The sequence below is a fragment of the Paenibacillus sp. 11B genome, assembly GCF_030487755.1.
Classification (GTDB): Bacteria; Bacillota; Bacilli; order Paenibacillales; family Paenibacillaceae; genus Paenibacillus; species Paenibacillus vandeheii.
In genome coordinates this window covers 226375-249333 of record NZ_JAUKNS010000008.1, presented here as the reverse complement: position 1 = coordinate 249333, position 22959 = coordinate 226375, and the positions used below count along the sequence as shown (strand labels likewise).

Sequence of the window (22959 nt, the reverse complement as noted above, 5' to 3'; positions counted from 1 at the left end):
TCTATATGAGTTTGTTAGTTTCGATAGGACTCTATTATGTTATTTATGCTGGTCTCGGTACTCTTGCGGCGTGACGCCGAACTGGCGCTTGAACACTTTGATAAAGTAAGCCGGGTCCATATATCCAATCTCCATGCTGATTTCATATACTTTTTTGGTGGTCGTAACGAGCTTGTGACAGGCCCGATCCATGCGCAGGCGCGAGATATAATCACTGATGCCTTCGCCCGTTTCGATCTTATAAATCTTGGACAAATGAGTCGGATGCAGATTAACATGGTCGGCCAGTACACGCAAAGAAACATCCAGATGCAGGTTCTTATCCGTAAAATCCTGAATCTTCTTCACATATTCGGAACGGATGTCCTTGATCTCGTTGGACGTGCCTTCCTTGAGTTTGCCAAGCACACTGAGCGACCATTTGCGCAGTTTACTGATGGTGGTAAAAGCTTCTCCGCTCTGCAACCACTCGATATCGTCTCCCATTAAATTGGCCAAAGTCAGCCTGTTCCGGTGTGCGAGATTGGTGAACGAAGCCGTAATTAGAAAACCAGCCTCCATACAATGCTCCCACGATTCCGACCATTTCTCATCCAGCTCCGCACAGACGGCTAGTATTTTTTCTTCTGCCGTATCCCATTGACCACTCTCTAACAGATGAATGAAAGTGGGTGGGGTATACAGGACATCCAGCGGACCTTGTGCCGACGGAGTCTCCACGTCGCTGACCCGCATGACGAATTCACGCTCGTCGCCGACAATTTGCCGGAAATAAGCGGAGGCTTGCCGAAAACGATCATATAGCTGATCTGGAAACGCGAACCACTCGGTGATGACGATGGAGAGGGACCCCTTCAGGAACTGCTTAACTTTGGACTGAAGCTGTACGGAAAGCTTCTCCAGTATGGTTTCTTTGCCAATGTCCGTATCGTTCTCTTTCAGTTGAAGCAGAAATACCAGATATCCATGCTCCTCCTTCACGCCCCACACTTCCATAAACTCACCCATAATCTCTTCCGCCATATTGATGACCGCATATTCAAGCAAGGTTTGATCGTTGTTGTCATATTGTCCGAATTCTTCTTCCATACGTACAAGCATTAATGCACAATCCCCGGCGTAGAAGGGCAGATCGTAATTCGCAAGTTTACGTGCCCATTCGCTGGAGGCAATTCGATGTCCTTGCAAAGCTTCAAGGAGCAGTCGACCCCGCAAATGCGGCAGATTCTCCCGCAGGGTAAACTGGGTTCGTTTCAGTGAGCTTACGAGTTCCCATTCGGTGTTTAATTGATCGATGGCCTTCTGAACGGCACCCATCAATTCATCGTCTGTTGGCGGTTTCAGCAAGTAATCAACGGCCTCGAACTGGATGGCTTTTTTGGCGTAATCAAATTCGGAATGTCCGGATAAAAGAATGCATTTTATTTTTTTGTCACGGACTCTGATCCGTTCGATCAGTTCAATACCAGTCATTTCAGGCATTTGAATATCCGAGATCACAATATCTATAGGGTGGGTATCGATTAGTTGAAGTGCTTCGTGCGCCGAGTATGCTTTGTGCACCTGTTCGATCCCCAGCGTATGCCAGGGCTTGGTCATGGAAAGGTTATCTACCCAGTGTGCTTCATCGTCTACGATGATCATTTGCATGTTGTATTGTCTCCTTAGTGGTTGAACGCAGACATCTGTACACTTGCCACTTCGATGACAGAATAACCTTCCGATCGCTGTTACCCCCGGATTTATTGAATGAATTTTATAATGTGTAAATCTGGTGATAAAGGCGAGCACTCCGTTTCTTCAGGTTTTTTCTGTCCTCTGCGTTATCGTGTACGTGATCTTGTTCAAAATTAAATCGTCAATTTATTGTTTGTATTAACTTTAACTCTTAGAAACATCTTCTCGCTCGGTATCCTCTTTCGGTATCTCCCAGATCATTTCGGTTCGGAATCCGCCGAGAGGGGAGGGACCGAATAGAAGGTAGGATTGATTGCCGAACAGGTGCATGATTCGCTGATTCGTGTTCCAGAGGCCGCAGCCCATTTCCTCCTGCAGCGGCTGCTGCATTTTCAGATTCAACGCCTCCAACTGATCCGGGTTCAAGCCGGGTCCGTCGTCATCGATGTAAATTTTGCAGAACCCGTTCGAGCTCTCGCCAGTAATTCGAATTTCACCGGATGAATACGACTTCGCCACGCCATGAATGACCGAATTTTCCACAATCGGTTGCAGCATTAATCGTGGTACGGACTGGGCGAGCATATCCTCAGGGATGTCGATGTGATATTCGATTCGTCCATTACGCAGCTTCTGGATGTCCAAATAGTTGACGAGCAGATTGATTTCTTCTTTTAGAGAAGATGTCTCTCGCTCCACTCGTGTCGTATAACGATAGTAGGCACTTAGGTTATGGGCCATGGAAACAACGGCTTGCTCGTCTTTCATCTGGGCCATGTTGATGATATAGCCAAGACAGTTATATAGAAAATGCGGATTGATCTGCGCCTGAAGTTGCTTCAGCGTAGCTTCCTTGGCTCTGATTTTTTCCTGGAACACGTTCTCGATCAGGTCTTGAATCTGATGTGACATATCATTGAATCGATGGAACAAAAACGAGAACTCATTCTGGTTCTTGCTATGCAGACGTACGGAATAATCTCCGCGCTGTACGCGGCGTAAGCCCTGGATCAGCTTTTTGATCGGATATTGAATGTTTCTATATAACAGGATCGAAGCGGAAATGCCCACCACAAACAGCAGAATCATAAAGAGATAGAACAAGTTCCGACTGAGCGAGATCGGCTGTAGAATCTGATAGAGTGGAACCACATCGACCAAATGCCAATCCAGATAGGAGGATTTCACCGAGCTAACCAGATACTTTTTCCCGTTCAGCTTGACGACATCCTGTGTGGTGTCCTCGGACGAGTGTTCATCCAGATAACGAATGAGTTCCTCGGATAGTTGCTTGTCTGCACTGCGGTTCAGAATGGGTGAATTTCCTTTGTGATAAAAGAAGGGATCACCTTGCCCACCTTCCTTATACGAATCCAGCATGTTCTGAATGTTCTCATAACTGAAGCTGGCTTCAATCACCAGATTGCTTCCCGTCAACATGCCCGGCTGGGCCAAGGAATCCGTAAAGAACCAGTAAAAAGATTGCATATCCTCTTTGGACTCGGAACCATCACCATACGTCCATTGTCCGCTCATATTTCTTTTCAGGTAATTCTCATCATACCCTGTTGTTCTATTGTAGTTGGCAATCACATCTTGGTTCTGCTGTGAATGCACCGCATATCGGGTAGGCCATATATCGGTAACCCCGGATTGCAGCATCAGCTTTTCTTGAATGACATAACGGGTCTGCATCTTGTCATAACGATCATTCCAAATGTTCAAGCCATTGAATGCTCTGACATTGGGATCTCTGGAGAGAATAAGACTGAAATCCATCATCTGATTGATGCGGGAATCGATCTGACTGGATAAAAACGTGAGCTGCTTCGTATTGGAAACCTGTAGCTCTTTGCTTACAACATCATAAGTGACGTTGTTCGAGTAGGTATACATGATAATAATGGGGATGAACAGGACCACAATTAAACAGTTTATTTTGGCAAACAGACTAAACCGGGATCTGGATGTTCTTCCAAATGATATAAAGCGCTTCCATATATTCATAAAGTGTCTCCTTCAAATTCTTATGTTAACAACCTCTTCAGATGATATTCCTAACAAAACACTATCAAGCCTAACAATGTTATATAGTCAGACCTGAGAAATGCCTGATACTATTTATATCAGAGATCCCCATTACACACAAAAACTTTTTTTTGGGAACAGGAGCGCGCTATGGAGGCTAATATGGAAGCTAACCGGGTACCTCAAGCGGACATTGGGAGCAAGCCGAACAGAAAAACAAAAAAACGCTATAAACAACCATGGATTCTGCACTTGATGGTGTTGCCGGCGGCTATTATGGTCTTTATTTTTTCATACATTCCGATGTCCGGGATTTTGATGGCATTTCAAGATTATAAACCTGCACTTGGTTTTTTCGATTCCGAATGGGTCGGGCTGAAGCATTTCAGATACATGTGGGAAAATGATTACTTCCTGCAAATTACGTGGAATACGCTGTTTTTTGCCTGTTCCAAGATCGTCATGAACCTGATCATTCCGTTTATCTTCGCCTTATTACTCAATGAGGTACGGAAGATGGCGCTGAAAAGAACGATTCAAACGCTTGTGTATCTACCACACTTTCTGTCATGGGTAACGTTATCAGGCATTCTGATCGACATTCTGGCCCAGACAGGGATCGTCAATCAGTTCCTGGTCTCGGTATTCGGTATCAAGCCGATCTTCTTCCTGGGGGATGGCAGCTGGTTCCGATTCACGATTATTGCGAGTGATGTCTGGAAGGAGTTTGGATTCAACACGATCATCTTCCTCGCGGCACTGTCCGGCATTAACCCGTCACTGTATGAAGCGGCTGAAGTGGATGGGGCGGGACGCTGGAAGCAAACGATGTATATTACCATCCCGGCACTTATTCCGATTGGGATCGTCATTGCAACGCTGGCACTGGGTAATGTGCTCAACGCCAACTTTGACCAGATCTTTAACTTATACAGTCCATTGATTTACCAGCAAGGGGATATTATCGATACGTTTGTGTATAGAGAAGGTCTGCTAAGTGGACAGTTCAGTTTCGCTACCGCCGTGAATCTGTTCAAATCGGTCATTAGTTTGATCCTGATTGTGATCTCCTACCGACTGGCTTACCGATTCGCCGGATACCGAATTTTCTAGAAAGGATGACGAACTCATGTATCATAAAACGATGCCTTACCGCATATTCAGCATAATCAACAATGTGTTACTGACCATCCTTTCACTGCTCTGCTTGCTGCCATTGTATCACTTACTCATGGTATCGCTTAGCTCAACTGCACCTGCTAATGCTGGACTCGTTACGTTCTGGCCGATTGGTTTTACACTGGAGGCGTATGCGAAAACATTCGCTAACAGCAATTTCCTTTCCTCCCTGTGGGTGTCCGTAGAGCGGACGGTACTGGGAACAGGGCTTGCGTTAATCGTCAATACGATTGCAGCATACGCGCTCTCCAAGGAGACGCGGGTGTTCCGTGCACGCAACATCTATCTATGGTATTTTGTCATCACGATGCTGTTCAGCGGTGGCCTCATTCCGGGGTATATCCTGATTCTGAAGCTGGGACTGATGAATACTTTGTTAGCATTGATCCTGCCGGGTTTGGTTGCGGTGTTCAACATCATTCTGCTGCTGAATTTCTTCCGTACCGTTCCCAAGGATCTGGAGGAAGCTGCATTTATTGATGGGGCAGGGCACTTTCAGACGTTTATCAAAATCTATCTGCCCGTCTCCGTACCCGTCATTGCAACCGTTTCTCTCTTCATGATGGTTGGACATTGGAACTCGTACTTTGACGGGATCATCTACATTCGTGATGCAGAAAAGCTGCCACTGGCGACATTCATGCAGACGATCATCGTTCAGGCGGATATGTCGAAGCTTGATCCGGAAGCTGTTGCGAACCTGTCCCAACGGACCATTCGGGCTTCGCAGATATTTATCAGTGCACTGCCGATCCTGCTGGTGTACCCGTTCCTGCAACGGTACTTTGTAACCGGGATCGTGGTTGGGGCTGTGAAGGAGTAGTTGAATGTAGGGGTTAGAATAGGGTTGTGAAAAAGGAGTTGCTGAACTGGTGGAAGGCCAGGGAGGTGGCTTCTTTTTTTGATGAAAAAATAACAATAAATGGGTGTCTTTACCCATCCCCTCAAAATGGTGGAATAAGAAACCTTCAAAACTCCATGCTCATATCCTACAATGCAAAACGAGCGCTTTTCTCTTATTCAAGAAAGGCGCTCGTTGATTGAAGACTTGATTTAAAGATAACTTTATTATATTAGAGGAATACGGCAATGAATATATTTTACGAATCGTTGCCACTCCCTGAATTGAGGCCTCACTCACTTTAAATGTCTGTCAACGCCTACCACTGAACCGTTTGATCGCTTCCTCGGTCACCGGCTCGAAGAGGTTAACGAGGTTGCCGTCGGGATCACGGAATAGCACAGAACGATTCCCCCACGGCATCGTGGTTGGTTCCTGTACCCAATCAGCGACAAACGGCTTCAAGCGCGCGTATTCGGCTTCGACATCGTCGACGCGGAACTCGATGATGACAGTATGATTGTTGGCTGCCACTACGGAACCAGCGCCGAATAGTTGCGCTGTCTGAGAGTGGCCGATTGCCAGGGTGCATGATGGCACAACGAGTTCGGCAAAAACGGGTGCGGGGCGCTCAGCAGTAACACCCATGACTTTCTCATAGAACTCGACGAGACGATCCACGTCGTCGGTAATGATGCGTACAGAAGCGAAATTCACAAAATATCATCCTTCCTATAATAAATAATACAATACATCATTTTGGACCAGAACCAGTGAAGCTTCCGTAAGGGGCAAAGTAGCTGTAGCAAATAGCCAAGCATCAAACAGCCCATTAGAAGGCCTAATTTGCGGGTTGACCGATGTTCGCTAGTTGTTGGTCTAATGACCATCCTTCCACGCCTAGTTGCGGCTCAATTGATGCATAGAGTGTCCCCAGCCGATGCAATTCATACTTCGCATTTATCTCTCGCTCCTTTACGTTTACTTACTCCGATTATAAAAAAACGCTACTGACAACGGTATGTCAGTAGCGTTTTAATATCTTTTTGGCTTCCTCACGAATCCAATTTCGGTACGGTCTGTGGCTACGAAGAAGAAAGGGTATAGCATGTTCTGTCATCGCCAGAGGTTAACGTGCTGGTAAACGTGATTTATTTTCGCAAAGAGGCATGAAGATATAGAATTTGAAACGGATCATCAGACTTTATATCAGGAATATCATTGAGCGCCATAATACCGTTATAATGTCGAAGTATCTTTGCCATAATTCAGTCCCAACTGATACGCCTGCTTCAACAATGTCTCGTAATGCTCAGGCTTCGCATCCAGCGTTTCATATAAAAATTCAACGCTCGACTGGGGCACGCCACAGTAATTGGCAATACCCACATTGAGCAAATTAGTGATCGACTCATCATAGTTGCGCTTTTGCATCTGTTCCTCCGTCACGCCCGCAAGAGCAATCCACAATATCTGCTGATGATGAAGTTTGTTCGAGCCGTAGGCAAACCCGTTGTTCAGGACACGATCCACATAGCCTTTCAGCATGGCTGGCAGATGCCACCACCAGAGAGGAAACACAAAAGCGACAGCATCGTGCTTCTTCAATCGCTCCATCTCCGTATCAATCTCAGGGGAGAACACCTGATGTTCTTCGGTAAAGTCAGGTTCATCCATGCCTCGGAGAATCGGGTCGAAGCCAATCTCATGCAAATCCAATATCTCATAACCGTGACCAGCCTCGGCCAGACCCTGCACGAAACGATCGGTAACCTGAAAGGTCAGGGAATCTTTTCTCGAATGCGACACAACGACTAATACGTTCATAATTGCATTTCACTACCTTTCTCAATAGCAGTCTTGTAGCCATGGCTTCATCGCTGATGCTATTATAAACAGGAATGAAAACATCTGGAAGTACGCACTTTGATGTTCTATAGGAAGAATGAAGTGCCATAGGAACATGAATGTACCCTGAATTGATCCACTGAAATAGGGTTTAAATAGTGGAACGAAAAGAAGCGGAGAAGGAGGGATGAATGTTGACGGAACATGGACAAACGGGCTCTCCCAAGAAATATAGAGTAGGCGTGGAGGTGGCTTTGGAAGTGATGGGTGGAAAGTGGAAGCCTTTGATTATTTATCATTTGATGACAGGGCGGAAACGTACTTCAGAATTGCGGCGGTTAATACCGGACATTACGCAGAAAATGCTGACAACACAGCTCAGAGGTCTGGAAAAAGATGAGATTGTACAGCGAAAGGTATATTCGGAGGTTCCCCCTAAAGTGGAATATGAGTTAACGACTTACGGCTGGGGGTTAAAACCTGCCCTGGACCATTTGTGTTATTGGGGAGAGGAACATCTTGAAAAGGTTCACGGGGATAAATCTAAAGTTTTGGAGGAATTTGACTCTCCAGAGCGTTGAAGAGAGGGGGGGGAAGATAGGGTATCTGGACGAGAGCTAGCCTGTCCAGTTAAATCATGAACATAGCGATTACCCATGGATGACGTTTGACGAAGCGAAATTGCCGGAAGCGATGATATTTTGCATTTTGTTGAAAAGCATTTTGCCAAGAAGACTCCTTCCAAATGGCTGCGGATTGAGGAAATTTGAATAGGAGGAATATCTTATCACATATTCGACGACTTACCCAAGAGCTGTACTGAATTTAATATGCATGCTAGCCATTGAAGTTATTTTTTTCAGAAATGTTATATTCGACGAAAATGGTATTCTGAAGTATTTCCTGATCGTTATATTGATCTTTATTCTAGGTAATATCATTTTTCTGATTCGGCGTTTGTTTTTTACCAAACCCAGCATTACGCTGGAAAGCGATCATGTAATTTCTACAAAACATCGGAAATATGATGCATCCCAGATTGAGTGTATTTATGTAAATTACAAACGGATAGGTTTTAAACTCTATGGAAAACGGTTAGTGCCGATGGATTTATGCTTTTATTTCCAAAGAAATCAGGAGACCGAAGGATTAGAGGAGTTACATGCATGGGCAGCACGGAATCATAAAGATATGAAACACAAGTTCTTTCAAACCTTAGCTTAGAATTGTACTTTTATTGCATTGAGACCATCTTGTCATGAGGGCATAATGCTGTTCACTTTTTCCAGTTCCCTTACATCAGTGAGCGGTGAATTTAAAGGTCTAATTCAGAATATCAACAGGAGAGATGCTCATGAAATATTTAACAAAAGAATGGTACGAAACGTGTCAGCAGATGGGTCTTCATTTTGGCTTAAGAGTACATAGCGGAGCTTGCAAATGGAACGAAGCTCTTTTCCAACGGCTGTATAAACGCAAGGAAAAAGAGCATGTAAAGCAGGAGCGCGGGATTTATGATCTGGACCCTCGTTTTATGCTGGAGCATGATGGTCAGGTCATGACTCGTGTAGAGAAAGCTTTTAGCGGGGAAGAGGTAACGGAAGAGGATCAGATGGTATACCACATGCCACCGGAAGAGAGAGCACATATTGAGAAGCTTATTGCGGAGTATGATGTCCGCCCACCTTTTGACGCGAAGAAATGCAAAGAAGAGTACAAAGAAGCGATGAAGTGGAATTTTGAGCATCAGACGGAGCGTTTGCCAAAGGAAATCCTGGAACAAATTGCAGATATCCGTGTGTTTACGCTGGGGTATTGCACAAGAGAAGTATTGAGACAATTAAAGAAAAAGAGCGCAGAAAATACGAAAGAGATGGAACGCGTATCGAAAGAATACAGGGAAGCTGTTGTGGCACAGGATATTCCAGGTGAAATACATAGCCGGGTTCAATTTCATGATTGTACAGTGACGGAACTGCTGACAGGAGAGGAATTTGTCATTCGTTTTGACACCCATGGAGGTTTCACCAATATAAATAAACTTACGCTCGTTAAACCCGAAATCATCAAGCAAGAGGGAGAGATTGTGGGCAGTTACTGGCTGTATCAAGAATTATATCGGATAGATCAGGGGTATGAGCTACACGTTCTTTTTGGAGGGGAACCTATGCCTGAACTGATTGTTCGCTGTGAAGATATTCTCGCTGATGAAGAGTGAGACAGAACCTAAGAGGCTGAGTATGGGGGGAATGTAGTGAATATCAGTACCATAAAAATCAAATTAGCTTGAAGATACGATGAGTTCGATCGTGAACAAGACGGTAATAAAAACACGAAATTTGCTGACATCATTATTGATGGTAAATCGCTCTATCAAAGTTTGAAATAAGCCACATGAATCCATGTATTATAGATATCCGATTTTAGTTTGTCCTTGGTGTGGAGATGAAGAATGTGGATTTATCTCTGTGAAAATTGATAGAGAAGATGATGTTGTGATCTGGAGAGATTTTGTATTGAATGATAAAAAATTAGATGTAGGTCCGTTTTATTTTCATTGGGAACATTATAAATAAGCCATTGAAAACACTTTTGGTACGGCAGGGGTTCAGTAACTAAAAAAGGAGGTCCATTCTACATGGGTATGTCTAACTATTATAAAAATCTTAGGGATAAGATCGGTAACCAGCTTATTTTTATGCCGGGTGTGGCTGGGGTTATTCGAAATGAACAAGGAGAAATTTTGTTCGGCCGTAAACACAATGAAACCAACTGGGGCTTAATCGCTGGAGCAATCGAGCTTGGAGAAACACCTGCTCAAGCGATTGTAAGAGAGGTATTGGAAGAGACAGGACTTATCATAGAACCGGAGAAAGTAATAGGGATTTATGGCGGCGAGGAGCAACGGTTTACATATAGTAACGGTCACCAAGTCGAATATTTAACCATTGTATTTGAATGCAGCATCAAGTCTGGACAACTAACACCCGATAATGAAGAGATGAAGGATCTGCAATTTTTCCCCGAGCAGGGGCTTCCACCTATTTCAAACAAGTATCCAGATTATATTTTTAGTTCCAACCAAGAGGAAAGAGCGCATTTTATTAAATAATCAATGAATCTATATGGGAGGAAATCAGAAGGTATGGATATTGAATGGAATACCAGCACATTTGGTTATTTATCCATTCCGGTGTCTGTCGTGGGTATTGTGTTGTACTTCTTTCCCGATATTTTATATAAATGTTTTGTTCTGATGAGATATAGGGGAATAAAACCAAATGAGGGATTTGAGGATATCCTGCCAAACGGTCAGATCTCTAAGTCTATAGAAGTTATCTTAAAAGTACTAGGAAGCATCATGATGATATTAGGAATCATATGGTTTTGGTTAGAGTTTTATCGTTTTTGGTTTGTTTAGCAAGAGTACTTATCTTACAAGCAGGAGTGAAATGAATGAAAGCATGGTTGTTAGATTACTATCCACCGAATAATACGATTGAGTTTAGCGATTCGGTGAAATTGGATCAAGTATACGAGGCATTAGGCTGTAATAAGCCTATTATTCAGGAATGGTCTGCACCTAGCGTAGAGTTTAATGATGTGGGCAAGCCAGCCGATATTTTAAACAGATACACGGGAGCGCTTGTCATCAGTAGGAAAATGAAAGAACTATTGGAAATGAACCAGATCGAACATATCGAGTTTTTGCCACTCTCAACGGCTACTGAAGAGGAATATTATATTTTACACGTGCTGAGTGTTATCGATTGTATAGATCCGGAAAACTCGAAAGTAAGAACTTATTATGACGACATTCCTCAGTTTGATGAGTATTCACTCGTTTTAGATCAAAAAGCATTGCAAGGACAACACATATTCAGAATAAAGCTTCCAAGTGAGGACAGAGAGTTATCTTACATATACGTTTCAGATTTTTTGAGAGAAATATTAAGTCAATCCATCGTGGGTTATCAATTAGTTGAGATCTGGGATTCTGAATTTTCCTGGAAAGCCAAAGAAGAGAAGCATGAGCAGATGAGTCGAGAAATTGATCGCTCCCTGCTAGAAGTGTTTGATTTTGATAAAGCCAAGAAGTTCGCTCGCAAAAATAAAGGCCATATGGTGTACTCCGGTAAGTGGGCGATCAAGGCAGATAAGGAAAAGCGAATTTGGTTAGGGAACCTTCAATTGGATGGGAGCTACTCATGGATCAACCCCATCTATTATCCTCCCATTTTGTTGGAACTTCAGTGGGGAATTCCAGAAAGAAGTAAAACGATGTTTAGCCGTTTGAAAGAGAGTATAGGCTTTAAGTAACAAAATAATGGAGGCCCACCTAAGATAATAGTTATCGGGGGAGGCCTCCATTATTAATTATATCTTCGTTAATTAAAGGATTTAAATAACCTTACTCATTCGTAATATTTATCGTTTCATCGGTTATGGTCTTACCGTCACTCCCCAATGCTTGAACATTCATGTGGTGATGCACAGACTTACCCGTAATATTCCACGTTATTTTCCAACCATCGTTCTCATTGGTATCGTATCCGATCAGTTCTCTTTCTCCCCAAGTATCTGTCCTGTTGGAACGCTCCAGAAAAGAAGGGTTTCCGCATTGGTCGCCTCTACTGTGACATTTAACTCTGTGCTATCTGTAGGAATTACAATCCAACCATCTTTTTTGGGAAAGTTAGTCTCAACATTCGTAATTATGGGCAGAGCTTCATTTCTTAGGACAACTTCAGTGTCGTGATTTTCAGCAGGAACTTCTGAAGCACAGGCTGTGAGAAGAAGGAAGAGCAGAAGAATCGGGAAAAATGCTCTATTTGTCATGATTATTACCTCTTTCTATATAGTGGTATTCACAAATCCTTCAGAGTAATTCCGTCGCACTTGGTTTGACAATACGTTTTATGCATGTAAACATAACAGTTAATCAATTACAGTTTAATTGTGGTTCTTATCTTTGCTGCAATAATACGTTATGCCATAGATTCATCTAAAACTTCGAAAAAGCTGGATATATTAATCAAAGAAGTACATTATCTGAAAACTGAAATTAAAACAGCAACACCATAAGCAGCAAGATGATAGCAAGCATATTATCGATGAGAAAGTATAGATGAACGACACGACTTGAAATTTTTCTAAGAAAGGAACAGACCATGATGAAACCACAGGGGAACGTACAAGCTGTTTTTATAGACAGAGATGGAACAATCGGTGGTACAGGTCATTTTATTCATCCGAGAGATTTCAGATTATACCCAAATGCTCAAGAAGCATTTATGCGTTTGAAACGAGAAGGAATTATGGTACTGGCTTTTACTAATCAATACCGAATCTCACGTGGAGAAGCAAGTGTTGAGGATTTTGAAGAGCAATTTCGCGAGTACGGATTCGATCACTCCTATATATGTCCGCATGAGCAAGAATGCAGCTGCAGAAAGCCTAAACCCGGAATGTTATTACAGGCCTCAGAGGAACACGGTCTGGATTTATCCAAATGCATAGTTATTGGAGATGTAGGAGATACAGACATGCTTGCTGCCCATGCCGTAGGTGCGACAAAGATCATGGTAAGAACAGGCTGGGGAGAATCTTCATTAACCAAATTCAGAGACAAATGGACGGAGACCGAACCTGATTATATCGCAGAAGATATTTGGAATGCAGTACAATGGATCATTCATGGAAGGGAACTATATGAGGAGAACCATATGCTAATCAATCCAACGATTAATGAGATCAATAACTTATTCAAGATGCATCATATTAACGAAGAAATAACTAAAATTAAAAGTTTGTCAGGTACCACAGCTGGACGTGTTTATCGGTTGAGTACCAATCTGAATAAGCATTATATTCTGAAATCAGATGAACCCGAACAGATTCACATCGCCCAGCAGTTTTTGGATACCTATAAGAATTCTTCGTTATTGCCTGAAGTTTTGTTGACTGATCGGGACAACACTTATCTAATTTACTCCTATATAGAAGGCACAACCCATTTCAATCGGGGACAGAAAAGAGACTGGTTAACTCGTCTGGTGAAAGACCTGTTCAATACATATGTGCGTTCTTCAGAACCGAAATCATGGGGCAGAATAGAATTCCCACAGAAGACATGGAAAGAATTCAATCAGATTAGTATTCATGAAGCAAAGATGAATATCGGAAGTATTTTAACGACAGATGATTATAATCTGGTTCAGTCCAAAGTGGATCGTCTCTTTCATGAGCAAGAAGAGAAGTTTCTTTTGCATGGCGATACGGGGGTTCATAATTTTGTATATGCTCAAAATGAACTCATCGGCGTCATTGACCCATCTCCAATGGTTGGACCTATCCTCTATGATTTCTTGTATGCTTTTAGCTCCTCGCCGGATGATATCAATACCGAAACATTATTTGCTGCGTTCGAACTTCTGGAACAGGTGGAAATGGAAAAATCCAGATTGATAGAGGAAGCTCTGGTCCATCTATATTGCCGAATTGGGCTGAGTAACAAGCATCATCCTGATGATCTGCCTGAATACTTGAAGGCATGGCAGGAATGGAAGCGATTATGTCAGGAACTTTGAACTAGCAAACTTTTTACAGCTATCGCAAATGCCTTAGTTCAGACTATACAAGACAGGAGAGATATCACAAGTTGGATAACAAAAGTAGTTTGAATCGTCCGAATATTTGGACGACCCCAGATATATTTCATGGCGACTTACTTGCCAGTAAAGAACTCATCTATGACAGGTGTGGCTTTGTTTGCTCACAACCACATGAAGAAGCACAAAATGCTGAATACGGGGCGTATGTATTCACCTTAAATTCTCTCTCCATTCGATTTCGCGTCGCCAAAACCACACCAACCAAGATTGGACAATTTGTTACCCTGTGGCAGCGGAGTGAGGATAGATCGACACAGCCATATGATGTATCAGATCCAGCAGATATGTATGTCATTAGTACGCGCACAGGTAGCAACTTTGGTCAATTTGTATTTCCGAAGCATGTATTGTTACAGAGAGATATTGTATCGGATCAAGGCAAAGGTGGCAAGCGGGCTATACGTGTATATCCGCCTTGGGACAAGCCAACAAGTAAGCAGGCTCAAAAAACGCAACAGTGGCAACTGGAATACTTCATGGAAGTACCTTTTACCGAACCGTTGAACTGTGATCAGGCCCGGGTACTTTATGGCACCGAACAATTAAAGTAAGTGAAACAATTGCTCAGATTCTCCAAGTTCTTTTCCTCCGAATCCCAGCTTTTCACCGATCTTTTCAACATATCTCCTCTATTCGTTATTTCCCAGTACTGAAGCGTGTGTTATGTCCTCCATTTGTTAAAAATAGTGAACGTCAGTTCATTTAATTTTTTTTGAAATTTGTGCTTGCCTTAATGTGAACATTAAGCCTTAGGATGTAAAAGAACCGGCCAAATGCATCCAAAAATGAACATAAAGGAGGAGTCAGCATTATGGCTTTCTCGATAAAAGAAGCTTCGGAGCGGCTGGGTTGTCCTGCACATAAAATTCGTTACTACGAGAAGGAGGGACTGCTCCCTTACATTAGGCGGGATCAACATGGAAATCGGATGTTCGAGGAAGAACATTTGGATTGGATGAGACTAATGTCTTGTTTCCGGGCAACGGGTATGAAAGTATCTACACTGAAACATATGGTTAGTCTGGCACTGGACGGGGATTCAACCATTCCACAACGGAAAGCGATCCTTCACGAATATAAGGAAGAATTACATCGCCGCCAACTAGAAATTGCCGAAGCACTTGCAGCGGTAAATAACAAATTGACCATCTATGAAGACATAGAAACAGGAAAGCTTCCTTCAGAAAGCAAGCTGCTAGATCAAATGGAAAGCATCGGTAAGGACTAATATTAACGGATGGAGAGATGGAGAAATGAAACAAAGAGTGCTGGGAAATAGCGATATAGTCGTATCTTCGATTGGATTGGGAATTATGGGCATGTCTCCGGGGATGTACGGGGAAACCAATGATGAGGAGTCAATGAAAACCATCCATCACGCGCTGGAGATTGGCGTTACATTGCTAGATACAGCTGATGTGTATGGTAATGGTCATAATGAAGAACTACTGGGGAAAGCGCTGAAGGGACGTCGGGATCGGGCCATTATTGCTACCAAATTTGCGTATACCCCAAACTATGAGACGTTGAATGGTCATCCGGATTACGTGAAAAAGGCTGTAGAAGCAAGTCTTCGCAGGCTGGACACCGACTATATTGATCTGTACTACCAACACAGGGTAGATCCTCAGATTCCGATTGAAGAAACTGTTGGCGCAATGGCTGACTTGGTTAAAGAGGGGAAAGTACGCTGCCTTGGCTTGTCGGAAGCATCGGCTTCCACTTTACGCCGTGCACACGCCGTTCATCCGATTTCTGCGTTGCAGAGCGAATATTCCCTGTGGAGCCGGGATATTGAGGACGAGATTCTACCGACTGCGAGAGAATTGAATATTACTCATATTGCATACAGTCCATTAAGTAGAGGGTTTATCTCAGGTGAGATACGTAAATTCGAAGATTTGGATGTTAATGATCTGCGCAGATATATGCCGAGGTTCCAAGGAGACAATTTCGCTAGAAATATAGAAGTTGTGGATAAAATCAAAGAGATCGCGATGGAGAAGAGTTGTACGCCTGCACAATTGGCTTTAGCTTGGACTATGGCTAATAACGCATTGCCGATTCCGGGAACGAAACGAATCAAATATTTGGAGGAAAACGCGAACGCTGCAACGATTGAACTGACACCTGATGACTTAGCTCGCATTGAAAAGGTAAGTCCCCAAAATGAGGTCCATGGAACACGATATATGAAAGAAATGATGACTCAGCTTAATGGGTAAAAATGTCCTTATAACTTATTATTAGTAGCGAAGTAGTTGCTCAGTAAAATACAAATATAGAATACAATAGAGACTCTCCTTTAGTGAAAGTCTCTATTTGTATTGATTCCCAATCGAGAGACACGATGTTGAAAGAGCGAGTGGATTCCATAGATCATATGAAGATGCTACGATGTTTGCGAGGGTGAGCTTCTATATTACAAACTTATTGAATGTTACTGTGGTTAACGGACAGGCAGGGGAGTCGAAAAGGCAAAAAAGGAAGTATGATTTAGTGTCATATCCTGTATAATTTAGAGAACAATCATGTTTGCATTTCTGTAGTGAATGAAGGATCTACGATTGGAAAATAAGGCATCCCTATTATGGGAGTGATTCTACTGCCACTTTGAATACTGGAGTGTGGTTATGATCGTATTAACGTCATCAATAGTATTTACCATCCTGATCCTAATCGTGATTCTCTTTCAAGTTGCTTTAGCGGTAGGTGTGCCGTGGGGCGAGTATGCCATGGGTGGGAAGTTTCCCGGGAAATACCCCCGATCCATGCGATTTGCCTGCTTGTTTCAGATCGCCATTCTAGCCTTTATCGCTCTAGTTGTCCTGAGTAAATCAGGTCTGATCTTGCCTGGATGGTCTACGTTTGCAGGTACGGCGATTTGGTTTATTGTTGCGTATTTGGTGCTAGGTACGATATTAAACCTCATTACAAGAAGCGTATGGGAACGAAGAATCTGGGCTCCCGTAACTTTGCTCCTACTTTTAACCAGTGTAATCATAGCCATCTCATAACAATGTGCCGAAATGAAATGCACGACCTTACAGCCCTGGCATTTATGCCAAAGGGCTCTTTAATAGTTGTGGGTCGTCATTTATACTAATGGGAGTTTAGCCCATACATAGAAAAGATCAACGGAGAGGAGAGGCCACGATGTCGCCTATCTACTACTACCTAGCAGCAGGTGTATTGGTTGTTGCAGCATATTTATTTTGGCGTAAACTCAGGATTTTTCGTCCAGCAGGAAGCCGCAAGAAGCACACGAAGATTACCTATAGACGAAAAAAAGTGCCTATGAATCTTGGACTTCGTGAAGAAGTCTCCTATGAGCAAACCGTTCAACAATTGGAAAAGAGCTTCAATAAGCATTTTGCCAATAAACTCAAGATCCGAATTCAACAGGAATATCCCCATATGAAAACGTTGGAGTATCGTTGGAAACTGCTGGAGCTGAAGCGGTACTTCATTATGGCTTCTTTGCTAAAGCAGGTGCCGATGTTCAGCGAAGAGGTAGACGAGCTATGGCATGAAATGTTGATGTTTACCAAGTCATATGCAGACTTTTGTGCGGAATTTATGGGTTCCACGGTACATCATGAGCCGACCGTTACCCGCCGCGAAACGCCAGGAGCAAGAGCCTGGTTTGACTGGGTGTATTGCCAATTATTTGAGTTCACTCCCTATAGCTCCGCGATCTGGGGTGATTTCTTCAGCTATCCGTTATCCAGTGATATGCAGAAGCTGATCGCGCATGGCAATCAATCTGAACTGGTGAACCAACTCTTTCATGCTAGACGCATGCAGGAGGATCCTGAAGCTGCGGGGGTTATTACCTACTTGATTGAACGACTACAAAGGTCAGCAAGCCTGAGCGAGGAAGAGCTATCTCTTGAAACTTCGGGTGGGAGCGATGTGGCTCTCATCATGGCTAGTGCCATGGTGTATCACTCTATGCATCACGAGCCGACATATGGAGTGCATATGGGGCGTCTGGAGCAGGAGATTCTTCCACAGGAAAAGGCCGCCTATGGTGCTTCGTCAAGCAGTGGTTGTACGAGCAGTTCCAGCTGTTATGCAGATCATTGTACTGACAGCAGTGGCTCCTCAGGAGATTCCGGATCATCCTCTGGGTCATCATCCGATTCTTCCTGCAGCTCATCCAGCTGCTCATCTTGTGGCGGTGGTGGAGATTAATGAAGGAGGGAAAGGCATGACCGAGAGATTTCATTTTAGATCAAGTAACCCAGGGGTATTACCTTTAAACAATCGGCGCCCACTTAATAAAAGATTGATTAGAGTGGGCGCCGATTATTAAATATGCTAACGTTAAATAACTCAAATTACTCGTTCGTAATATTTATCGTTTCGTCGGTGAGTGTCTTTCCATCACTCCCTAATGCTTGAACAACCAAGCGATGATGCAAAGACTTACCGGCAATATTCCACGTTACATTCCAACCATCTTTCGCGTTAATATCGTAACCAATCAGTTCTCGCTCTCCCCAAGTTTCCGTCCCCGTTGGAACAATCCAAAAAAGGAGTGTTTCTGCGTTGGTCGTCTCTACTGTGACATTTAATTCTGTACTTTTTGCAGGGACGACGACCCAACCTCCTTTCTCGGAAAAGTTAGTCTCAACACTCATGATTACAGGTGCAGTCTCATTTCTTGGGATAGTCTCCGTGTCCTGATTTTCAGCAGAATCTTCTGAAGCGCAGGCCGTGAGAAGAAGGAAGAAGAGAAGAAACGGATAGAATGCTTTTTTTGTCATGAACGTTACCTCATTCGATAAGTTTAATATAAGTAAGGAGTTGTTAACCTAAATGGATCTCTTTGGAGCTTTAATATTATTGTTTATATGTTTTTTTTGTATTTCTTATCATTGTAGTAGTTGTACGTTATGCCATAGATTCGTCAAAAACATCAATAAGACTTGAGTATCTGATCAAAGAAGTGCATGAGTTGAAAACTGAAATCAAAAAACAAAACAACAATAAACAAGATGAGAAAAAATTTATCATTGACGAGAGAATATAGATGTTAGTTATATATTCCTTTAATGATGATGACTTGTAGTCTATTGTTTTCCCTTAACTCCAGGTAGTTAAGAAGCAGAAGAAGCGTGATCAGGACAAGGATCACTGACAAAAACTTTTGGAATTTTCCCATGATCGATTTGACCTCCTCGTTATTATATTTGTCAGGTTAAGCGCAACAAAAAAAGCACTGTGCATTAACACGATGAATTCGAAAATGCCATCCTGTAATACATAACAACTGGAAGGAATTAAAGTTATAGACGAAATGAAAAAAAGGACTATTCCACTACCGGGAATCAGTCCTGTTTCAATTTACAGCCAACGGTCTCTAAATCTCAATGATGATGATGCGCATGAGCATCCGGTGTTTCACCTTTGACGGTGCATAATACCGAGGTGTCGTGCAGATGCTTTTCAGACTCTACCTGCAAGGTCACATGTTTGATTTCTTTATACTCCAGCAAATGCTCGATCTTCTGAACAAGCACCTCGGATGCATACACATCCATCGTTCCGTCCACCACAATATGTGCAGTCAGTGCATTCAGGTTGCTGGTGATGGACCAGACATGCACGTCGTGCACGCCTTTGACACCATCTACCTTCTGAATCGTTTGCACAAGGTCACTCACATCGACATTCGCGGGCGTTCCCTCCATCAAGATATGCAAGGATGATTTTGTGACGAAGAATCCACTGCGCAGGACCAGTACGGCAACAATGACACTCGCAAGTGGATCGGCCCATCCCCAACCGAAAAACATCATGAGCAAAGCCGCAGCAATGGCGCCAACCGATCCCAGCATATCGCTGATGACGTGGAGATAAGCTCCACGCATGTTCAGGTTTTTCTCGGTGTCACTACCGCGCATCATGATCCATGCCACCAGAATATTGATGAGCAAGCCAATGATGCTGATGATCAACATGCCGACCGTTGCGACTTCTGGCGGATGAATGAAGCGACCAATCGCTTCGTAAAAGATGTAGAGGGAGATAGCGATTAAGGTAACCCCATTTAACGTGGCTGCCAAAATCTCAAAGCGTCTGTACCCGTATGTTTTGCCTGTGTTCACCGCTTTTTCGCCAAAAGTGAACGCCAGCAAGGCAATCCCCAAAGCTATGGAATCAGACAACATATGACCTGCATCAGAGATGAGGGCCAAGCTGTTCGTCATGAATCCACCAACGGCTTCAACAATCATATAAACGGTAATAATAATGAAGGAAAACAATAGTACTTTCTTGTTATTGGTATGAGCATGATTGTGTCCATGGTCGTGATTGTGGTGATGTCCGGACATATGAAATCCTCTCCTTTGGAGCCGTGCTCCGGTATGTAATATAATTTCTTTTGTGACTAAAAGTGATCCTCGGCAATGATTAATCATTTATAAGTGAATATATGAGCAACCGTTCATATGTTATGTTTTTATTATAGGTGCGCTTAATAATAGTGTCAACCAGCTTTGAGAAAATATAAACATGACCGATGCACTCATTGCATGTTCGCTGGCGATTTACATTGCTTTTGTGCTACCATCTGTGCAGGATCAATATCGCGGTGGTTCCCACTACAAATTAGATGAATTTGAAACTAGAAGGGGCGGACAACGATATGAAGAATCTGCTTCTGGCGGACGATGATGCCAATATTAGAGCACTTCTCCGGCATGTTATGACCAAGGAAGGGTACCGGGTGCATGAAGCACAGGATGGAGTGGAAGCGGTCAAGGTGATGCAAGAAACGCCGATCGATCTGGCGATCCTGGATGTGATGATGCCAGGCATGGATGGACTGGAGTTATGTGATTTCATTCGCCAACATTATGACATTCCGATCATGCTGCTGACAGCACGGGATCAGCTATCCGACAAGCGGGATGGGTACTTAAGAGGTACGGATGAGTATGTGACAAAGCCGTTTGAACCCGAGGAACTGGTCTACCGGGTCAAAGCATTATTTCGCCGGTACCATCGCACGTCCAGTGACATCATTCGCATGAACCGCATCGTGATTGACCGGAACAATGTGGAGGTCTCCGATGGGCAATCGATTCTTTTTTTGCCAATGAAGGAGTTCGAATTGCTCTCCCAGCTGGCTCAATTCCCAGGCCGTTTGTTCTCGCGTGATGAACTGATTCGGTTGGTCTGGGGAGCCGATTACGAAGGAGATGACCGTACCGTGGATGTGCATATCAAGCGGCTGCGTGACCGTTTTGCCGATTATGCGGATGATTTTGTCATTCAGACGGTACGGGGGATTGGTTATAAGATTGAGGTGAAAGCGCATTGAGATCACTGTACTTTCGGGTATTTCTGATTACGATCGCGGTGATTCTGGTCAGCGCCATGCTCGGTTTTCTTTTATCCAACATTTATTATCATGCGAAGCTGAAGTCTTTCAATGATGAGAAGCTGGTGAGCATCGCAATGCAAATGAAGCAGTTTGTGGAGCAAGAACCCGCTACGGTGGAGCATTATCTGAATAATGCCGCAGCGCTCGGTTACGAAATCTATGTGACGGATGGAAAAGGGAATGACCAATTCTATGGTCGTGAATTCCGCCAGAAGGATCTGGACAAGCAGGCTGTAGACCGGGTACTTGGTGGTGAGATTTACCACGGGGTTGCCGAGTTTCCTAGCAAACCGTTCATTACCGGGTTCTTTGATAATCAACTGAGCAATACCGTCGGTGTTCATCTGCAGATGGGCACTGCAAGTTATGCTCTGTTTATGCGTCCGGATGTCATTTTGCAATTCGGTGAACTGCGTATCTTTTTTGCGCTGATTGGCGCGTTTACGGTGGGCATTAGCATCCTGCTCTTTTTGATCAGTACCCGCTATCTCGTGAATCCGATTGAACGTCTGTCGGAGGCGACCAAGCGCATTGCCCAAGGAAACTATAATCTGAAATTACGTACCACGCGGCGCGACGAGATTGGACAGCTGGCCCAGCATTTCATGACCATGAGTCGTGAGTTGGAACGGGTAGATCAGGCACGTCAGCAGTTTGTATCCAATGTATCACATGAGATTCAGTCGCCTCTGACCTCCATTCAGGGATTTGCCCAATTGGTAGGGGATCGCGAACTGCCTGAACAAGAACGGGAGCACTATGCCTCCATTATTGAGGAAGAGAGTCGTCATCTGTCTTTGCTGAGTAAACAGTTGCTGCTGCTCTCCTCCCTTGAACAGGGCCATGAGGATTTGACGAAAGTGAAATTCTCTCTGCGGGATCAGTTCCGTCAAGCGGTTCAGGTGCTGCAATGGCAGCTGGAAGAAAAGGAGCTGCTGCTCCGAATTTCGGTACCCGAATCCATCCAGCTATATGGCAATGAAGTGCTGCTCATGCAGGTCTGGATGAATCTGTTGGGGAATGCCGTGAATCATCTTCCACAGGGGAGAAGCATCGAGATTCGTGCCGAGGAGATCAATGCCCAATGCATAATCCATATTCGGGATACAGGGGATGGGATTGCGGCGGAGCATTTGCCTTTCCTATTTGATCGTTTCTACCGGGTAGACCGTGCAAGAGAGCGTTCTTCCGGCCGAACCGGGCTTGGACTTGCCATTGTGCAGAAAATTATCCGCATCCATGACGGTACGATTGAGGTGTCCAGTTCAGCTGAAGGAACGGTCTTTACCGTGACGCTCCCGCAGATGTAATCT

Annotated in this window: 23 protein-coding genes and 1 pseudogene; 17 read left to right on the top strand and 7 right to left on the bottom strand. The window is 43.7% G+C overall.

The window, feature by feature from the left end; translation table 11 throughout:
- Positions 1-39: 39 nt before the first annotated feature.
- Positions 40-1650: a response regulator transcription factor gene (locus Q0V21_RS28580; protein ID WP_301881749.1), complete on the bottom strand. Its 1611-nt coding sequence runs from the start codon at positions 1648-1650 to the stop codon at positions 40-42.
- A gap of 231 nt (positions 1651-1881) precedes the next feature.
- Entirely contained in the window at positions 1882-3684 is a 1803-nt protein-coding gene (locus Q0V21_RS28575) for a sensor histidine kinase (protein WP_301881748.1), read from the bottom strand.
- 276 nt (positions 3685-3960) lie between these two features.
- Here Q0V21_RS28575 and Q0V21_RS28570 point away from each other — a divergent pair, with 276 nt between their 5' ends.
- Genes Q0V21_RS28570 through Q0V21_RS28560 form a run of 3 tightly spaced genes read left to right on the top strand, consistent with a single transcriptional unit; the run spans position 3961 to position 5928 of the window.
- Positions 3961-4818, top strand: a complete 858-nt coding sequence (locus Q0V21_RS28570) for an ABC transporter permease (protein ID WP_443146425.1) — start codon at positions 3961-3963, stop codon at positions 4816-4818.
- Positions 4819-4834: 16 nt separating this feature from the next.
- On the top strand, positions 4835-5707 hold the full coding sequence (locus tag Q0V21_RS28565; RefSeq protein ID WP_301881747.1) for a carbohydrate ABC transporter permease: 873 nt from the start codon (positions 4835-4837) through the stop codon (positions 5705-5707).
- Positions 5708-5733: 26 nt separating this feature from the next.
- A complete protein-coding gene (locus Q0V21_RS28560; RefSeq protein ID WP_301881746.1) occupies positions 5734-5928 on the top strand; it encodes a hypothetical protein in 195 nt (64 codons plus the stop codon).
- A 109-nt stretch (positions 5929-6037) separates the two neighbouring features.
- Here the strand turns inward: Q0V21_RS28560 and Q0V21_RS28555 are convergent, their stop codons facing one another.
- On the bottom strand, positions 6038-6442 hold the full coding sequence (locus Q0V21_RS28555) for a VOC family protein (protein WP_053780275.1): 405 nt from the start codon (positions 6440-6442) through the stop codon (positions 6038-6040).
- A 522-nt stretch (positions 6443-6964) separates the two neighbouring features.
- Positions 6965-7552 carry an NAD(P)H oxidoreductase gene (locus tag Q0V21_RS28550; RefSeq protein WP_053780276.1) on the bottom strand — a complete coding sequence of 196 codons (588 nt, stop codon included), beginning with the start codon at positions 7550-7552 and terminating at the stop codon, positions 6965-6967.
- A gap of 212 nt (positions 7553-7764) precedes the next feature.
- Between Q0V21_RS28550 and Q0V21_RS28545 the strand changes: the two genes are divergently transcribed.
- The 6 genes and pseudogenes from Q0V21_RS28545 (at position 7765) to Q0V21_RS28520 (ending at position 11893) form a co-directional block, all read left to right on the top strand.
- Complete coding sequence (locus Q0V21_RS28545) at positions 7765-8154, top strand: winged helix-turn-helix transcriptional regulator (RefSeq protein WP_079346536.1); 390 nt, start codon at positions 7765-7767, stop codon at positions 8152-8154.
- Positions 8155-8927: 773 nt separating this feature from the next.
- Positions 8928-9791: a DUF4085 family protein gene (locus Q0V21_RS28540; protein WP_079346532.1), complete on the top strand. Its 864-nt coding sequence runs from the start codon at positions 8928-8930 to the stop codon at positions 9789-9791.
- A gap of 42 nt (positions 9792-9833) precedes the next feature.
- Positions 9834-10149: pseudogene (locus tag Q0V21_RS33035) on the top strand (oxidoreductase).
- 62 nt (positions 10150-10211) lie between these two features.
- Positions 10212-10685 carry an NUDIX domain-containing protein gene (locus tag Q0V21_RS28530; protein WP_079346530.1) on the top strand — a complete coding sequence of 158 codons (474 nt, stop codon included), beginning with the start codon at positions 10212-10214 and terminating at the stop codon, positions 10683-10685.
- Positions 10686-10718: 33 nt separating this feature from the next.
- Positions 10719-10994 carry a hypothetical protein gene (locus Q0V21_RS28525; protein ID WP_079346528.1) on the top strand — a complete coding sequence of 92 codons (276 nt, stop codon included), beginning with the start codon at positions 10719-10721 and terminating at the stop codon, positions 10992-10994.
- 35 nt (positions 10995-11029) lie between these two features.
- Positions 11030-11893, top strand: coding sequence for an imm11 family protein (locus Q0V21_RS28520; RefSeq protein WP_079346526.1), 864 nt, complete (start codon positions 11030-11032; stop codon positions 11891-11893).
- Positions 11894-12130: 237 nt separating this feature from the next.
- On the opposite strand, the gene Q0V21_RS28515 is transcribed toward Q0V21_RS28520, so the two are convergent.
- Entirely contained in the window at positions 12131-12412 is a 282-nt protein-coding gene (locus tag Q0V21_RS28515) for a hypothetical protein (protein WP_079346524.1), read from the bottom strand.
- Between the two features lie 332 nt (positions 12413-12744).
- Between Q0V21_RS28515 and Q0V21_RS28510 the strand changes: the two genes are divergently transcribed.
- From Q0V21_RS28510 to Q0V21_RS28485, 6 genes are all read left to right on the top strand, one after another.
- Positions 12745-14163, top strand: a complete 1419-nt coding sequence (locus tag Q0V21_RS28510) for an HAD-IIIA family hydrolase (protein ID WP_301881744.1) — start codon at positions 12745-12747, stop codon at positions 14161-14163.
- Between the two features lie 71 nt (positions 14164-14234).
- The gene (locus Q0V21_RS28505) at positions 14235-14798 is read left to right on the top strand and encodes a MepB family protein (RefSeq protein ID WP_094937650.1); all 564 of its coding nucleotides are present in this window, start codon (positions 14235-14237) and stop codon (positions 14796-14798) included.
- A gap of 260 nt (positions 14799-15058) precedes the next feature.
- A complete protein-coding gene (locus Q0V21_RS28500; RefSeq protein ID WP_024628148.1) occupies positions 15059-15475 on the top strand; it encodes a MerR family transcriptional regulator in 417 nt (138 codons plus the stop codon).
- A gap of 25 nt (positions 15476-15500) precedes the next feature.
- A complete protein-coding gene (locus Q0V21_RS28495; protein WP_301881741.1) occupies positions 15501-16472 on the top strand; it encodes an aldo/keto reductase in 972 nt (323 codons plus the stop codon).
- Positions 16473-16880: 408 nt separating this feature from the next.
- On the top strand, positions 16881-17264 hold the full coding sequence (locus tag Q0V21_RS28490; protein WP_301881739.1) for a hypothetical protein: 384 nt from the start codon (positions 16881-16883) through the stop codon (positions 17262-17264).
- 139 nt (positions 17265-17403) lie between these two features.
- Positions 17404-18444: a glycine-rich domain-containing protein gene (locus Q0V21_RS28485; RefSeq protein ID WP_024628151.1), complete on the top strand. Its 1041-nt coding sequence runs from the start codon at positions 17404-17406 to the stop codon at positions 18442-18444.
- Between the two features lie 146 nt (positions 18445-18590).
- Here the strand turns inward: Q0V21_RS28485 and Q0V21_RS28480 are convergent, their stop codons facing one another.
- Together Q0V21_RS28480 and Q0V21_RS28475 are read right to left on the bottom strand one after the other, a co-directional pair.
- Positions 18591-19019, bottom strand: coding sequence for a hypothetical protein (locus Q0V21_RS28480; RefSeq protein WP_301881736.1), 429 nt, complete (start codon positions 19017-19019; stop codon positions 18591-18593).
- 603 nt (positions 19020-19622) lie between these two features.
- Positions 19623-20591 (bottom strand): cation diffusion facilitator family transporter, encoded by a 969-nt coding sequence (locus tag Q0V21_RS28475; protein ID WP_301881733.1) that lies wholly within the window; start codon positions 20589-20591, stop codon positions 19623-19625.
- Between the two features lie 314 nt (positions 20592-20905).
- Between Q0V21_RS28475 and Q0V21_RS28470 the strand changes: the two genes are divergently transcribed.
- Together Q0V21_RS28470 and Q0V21_RS28465 are read left to right on the top strand one after the other, a co-directional pair.
- The gene (locus tag Q0V21_RS28470) at positions 20906-21583 is read left to right on the top strand and encodes a response regulator transcription factor (RefSeq protein WP_079346508.1); all 678 of its coding nucleotides are present in this window, start codon (positions 20906-20908) and stop codon (positions 21581-21583) included.
- Positions 21580-22956 (top strand): sensor histidine kinase, encoded by a 1377-nt coding sequence (locus tag Q0V21_RS28465; RefSeq protein ID WP_301881732.1) that lies wholly within the window; start codon positions 21580-21582, stop codon positions 22954-22956. Before Q0V21_RS28470 ends, Q0V21_RS28465 begins: the two co-directional genes overlap by 4 nt.
- Positions 22957-22959: the final 3 nt, after the last annotated feature.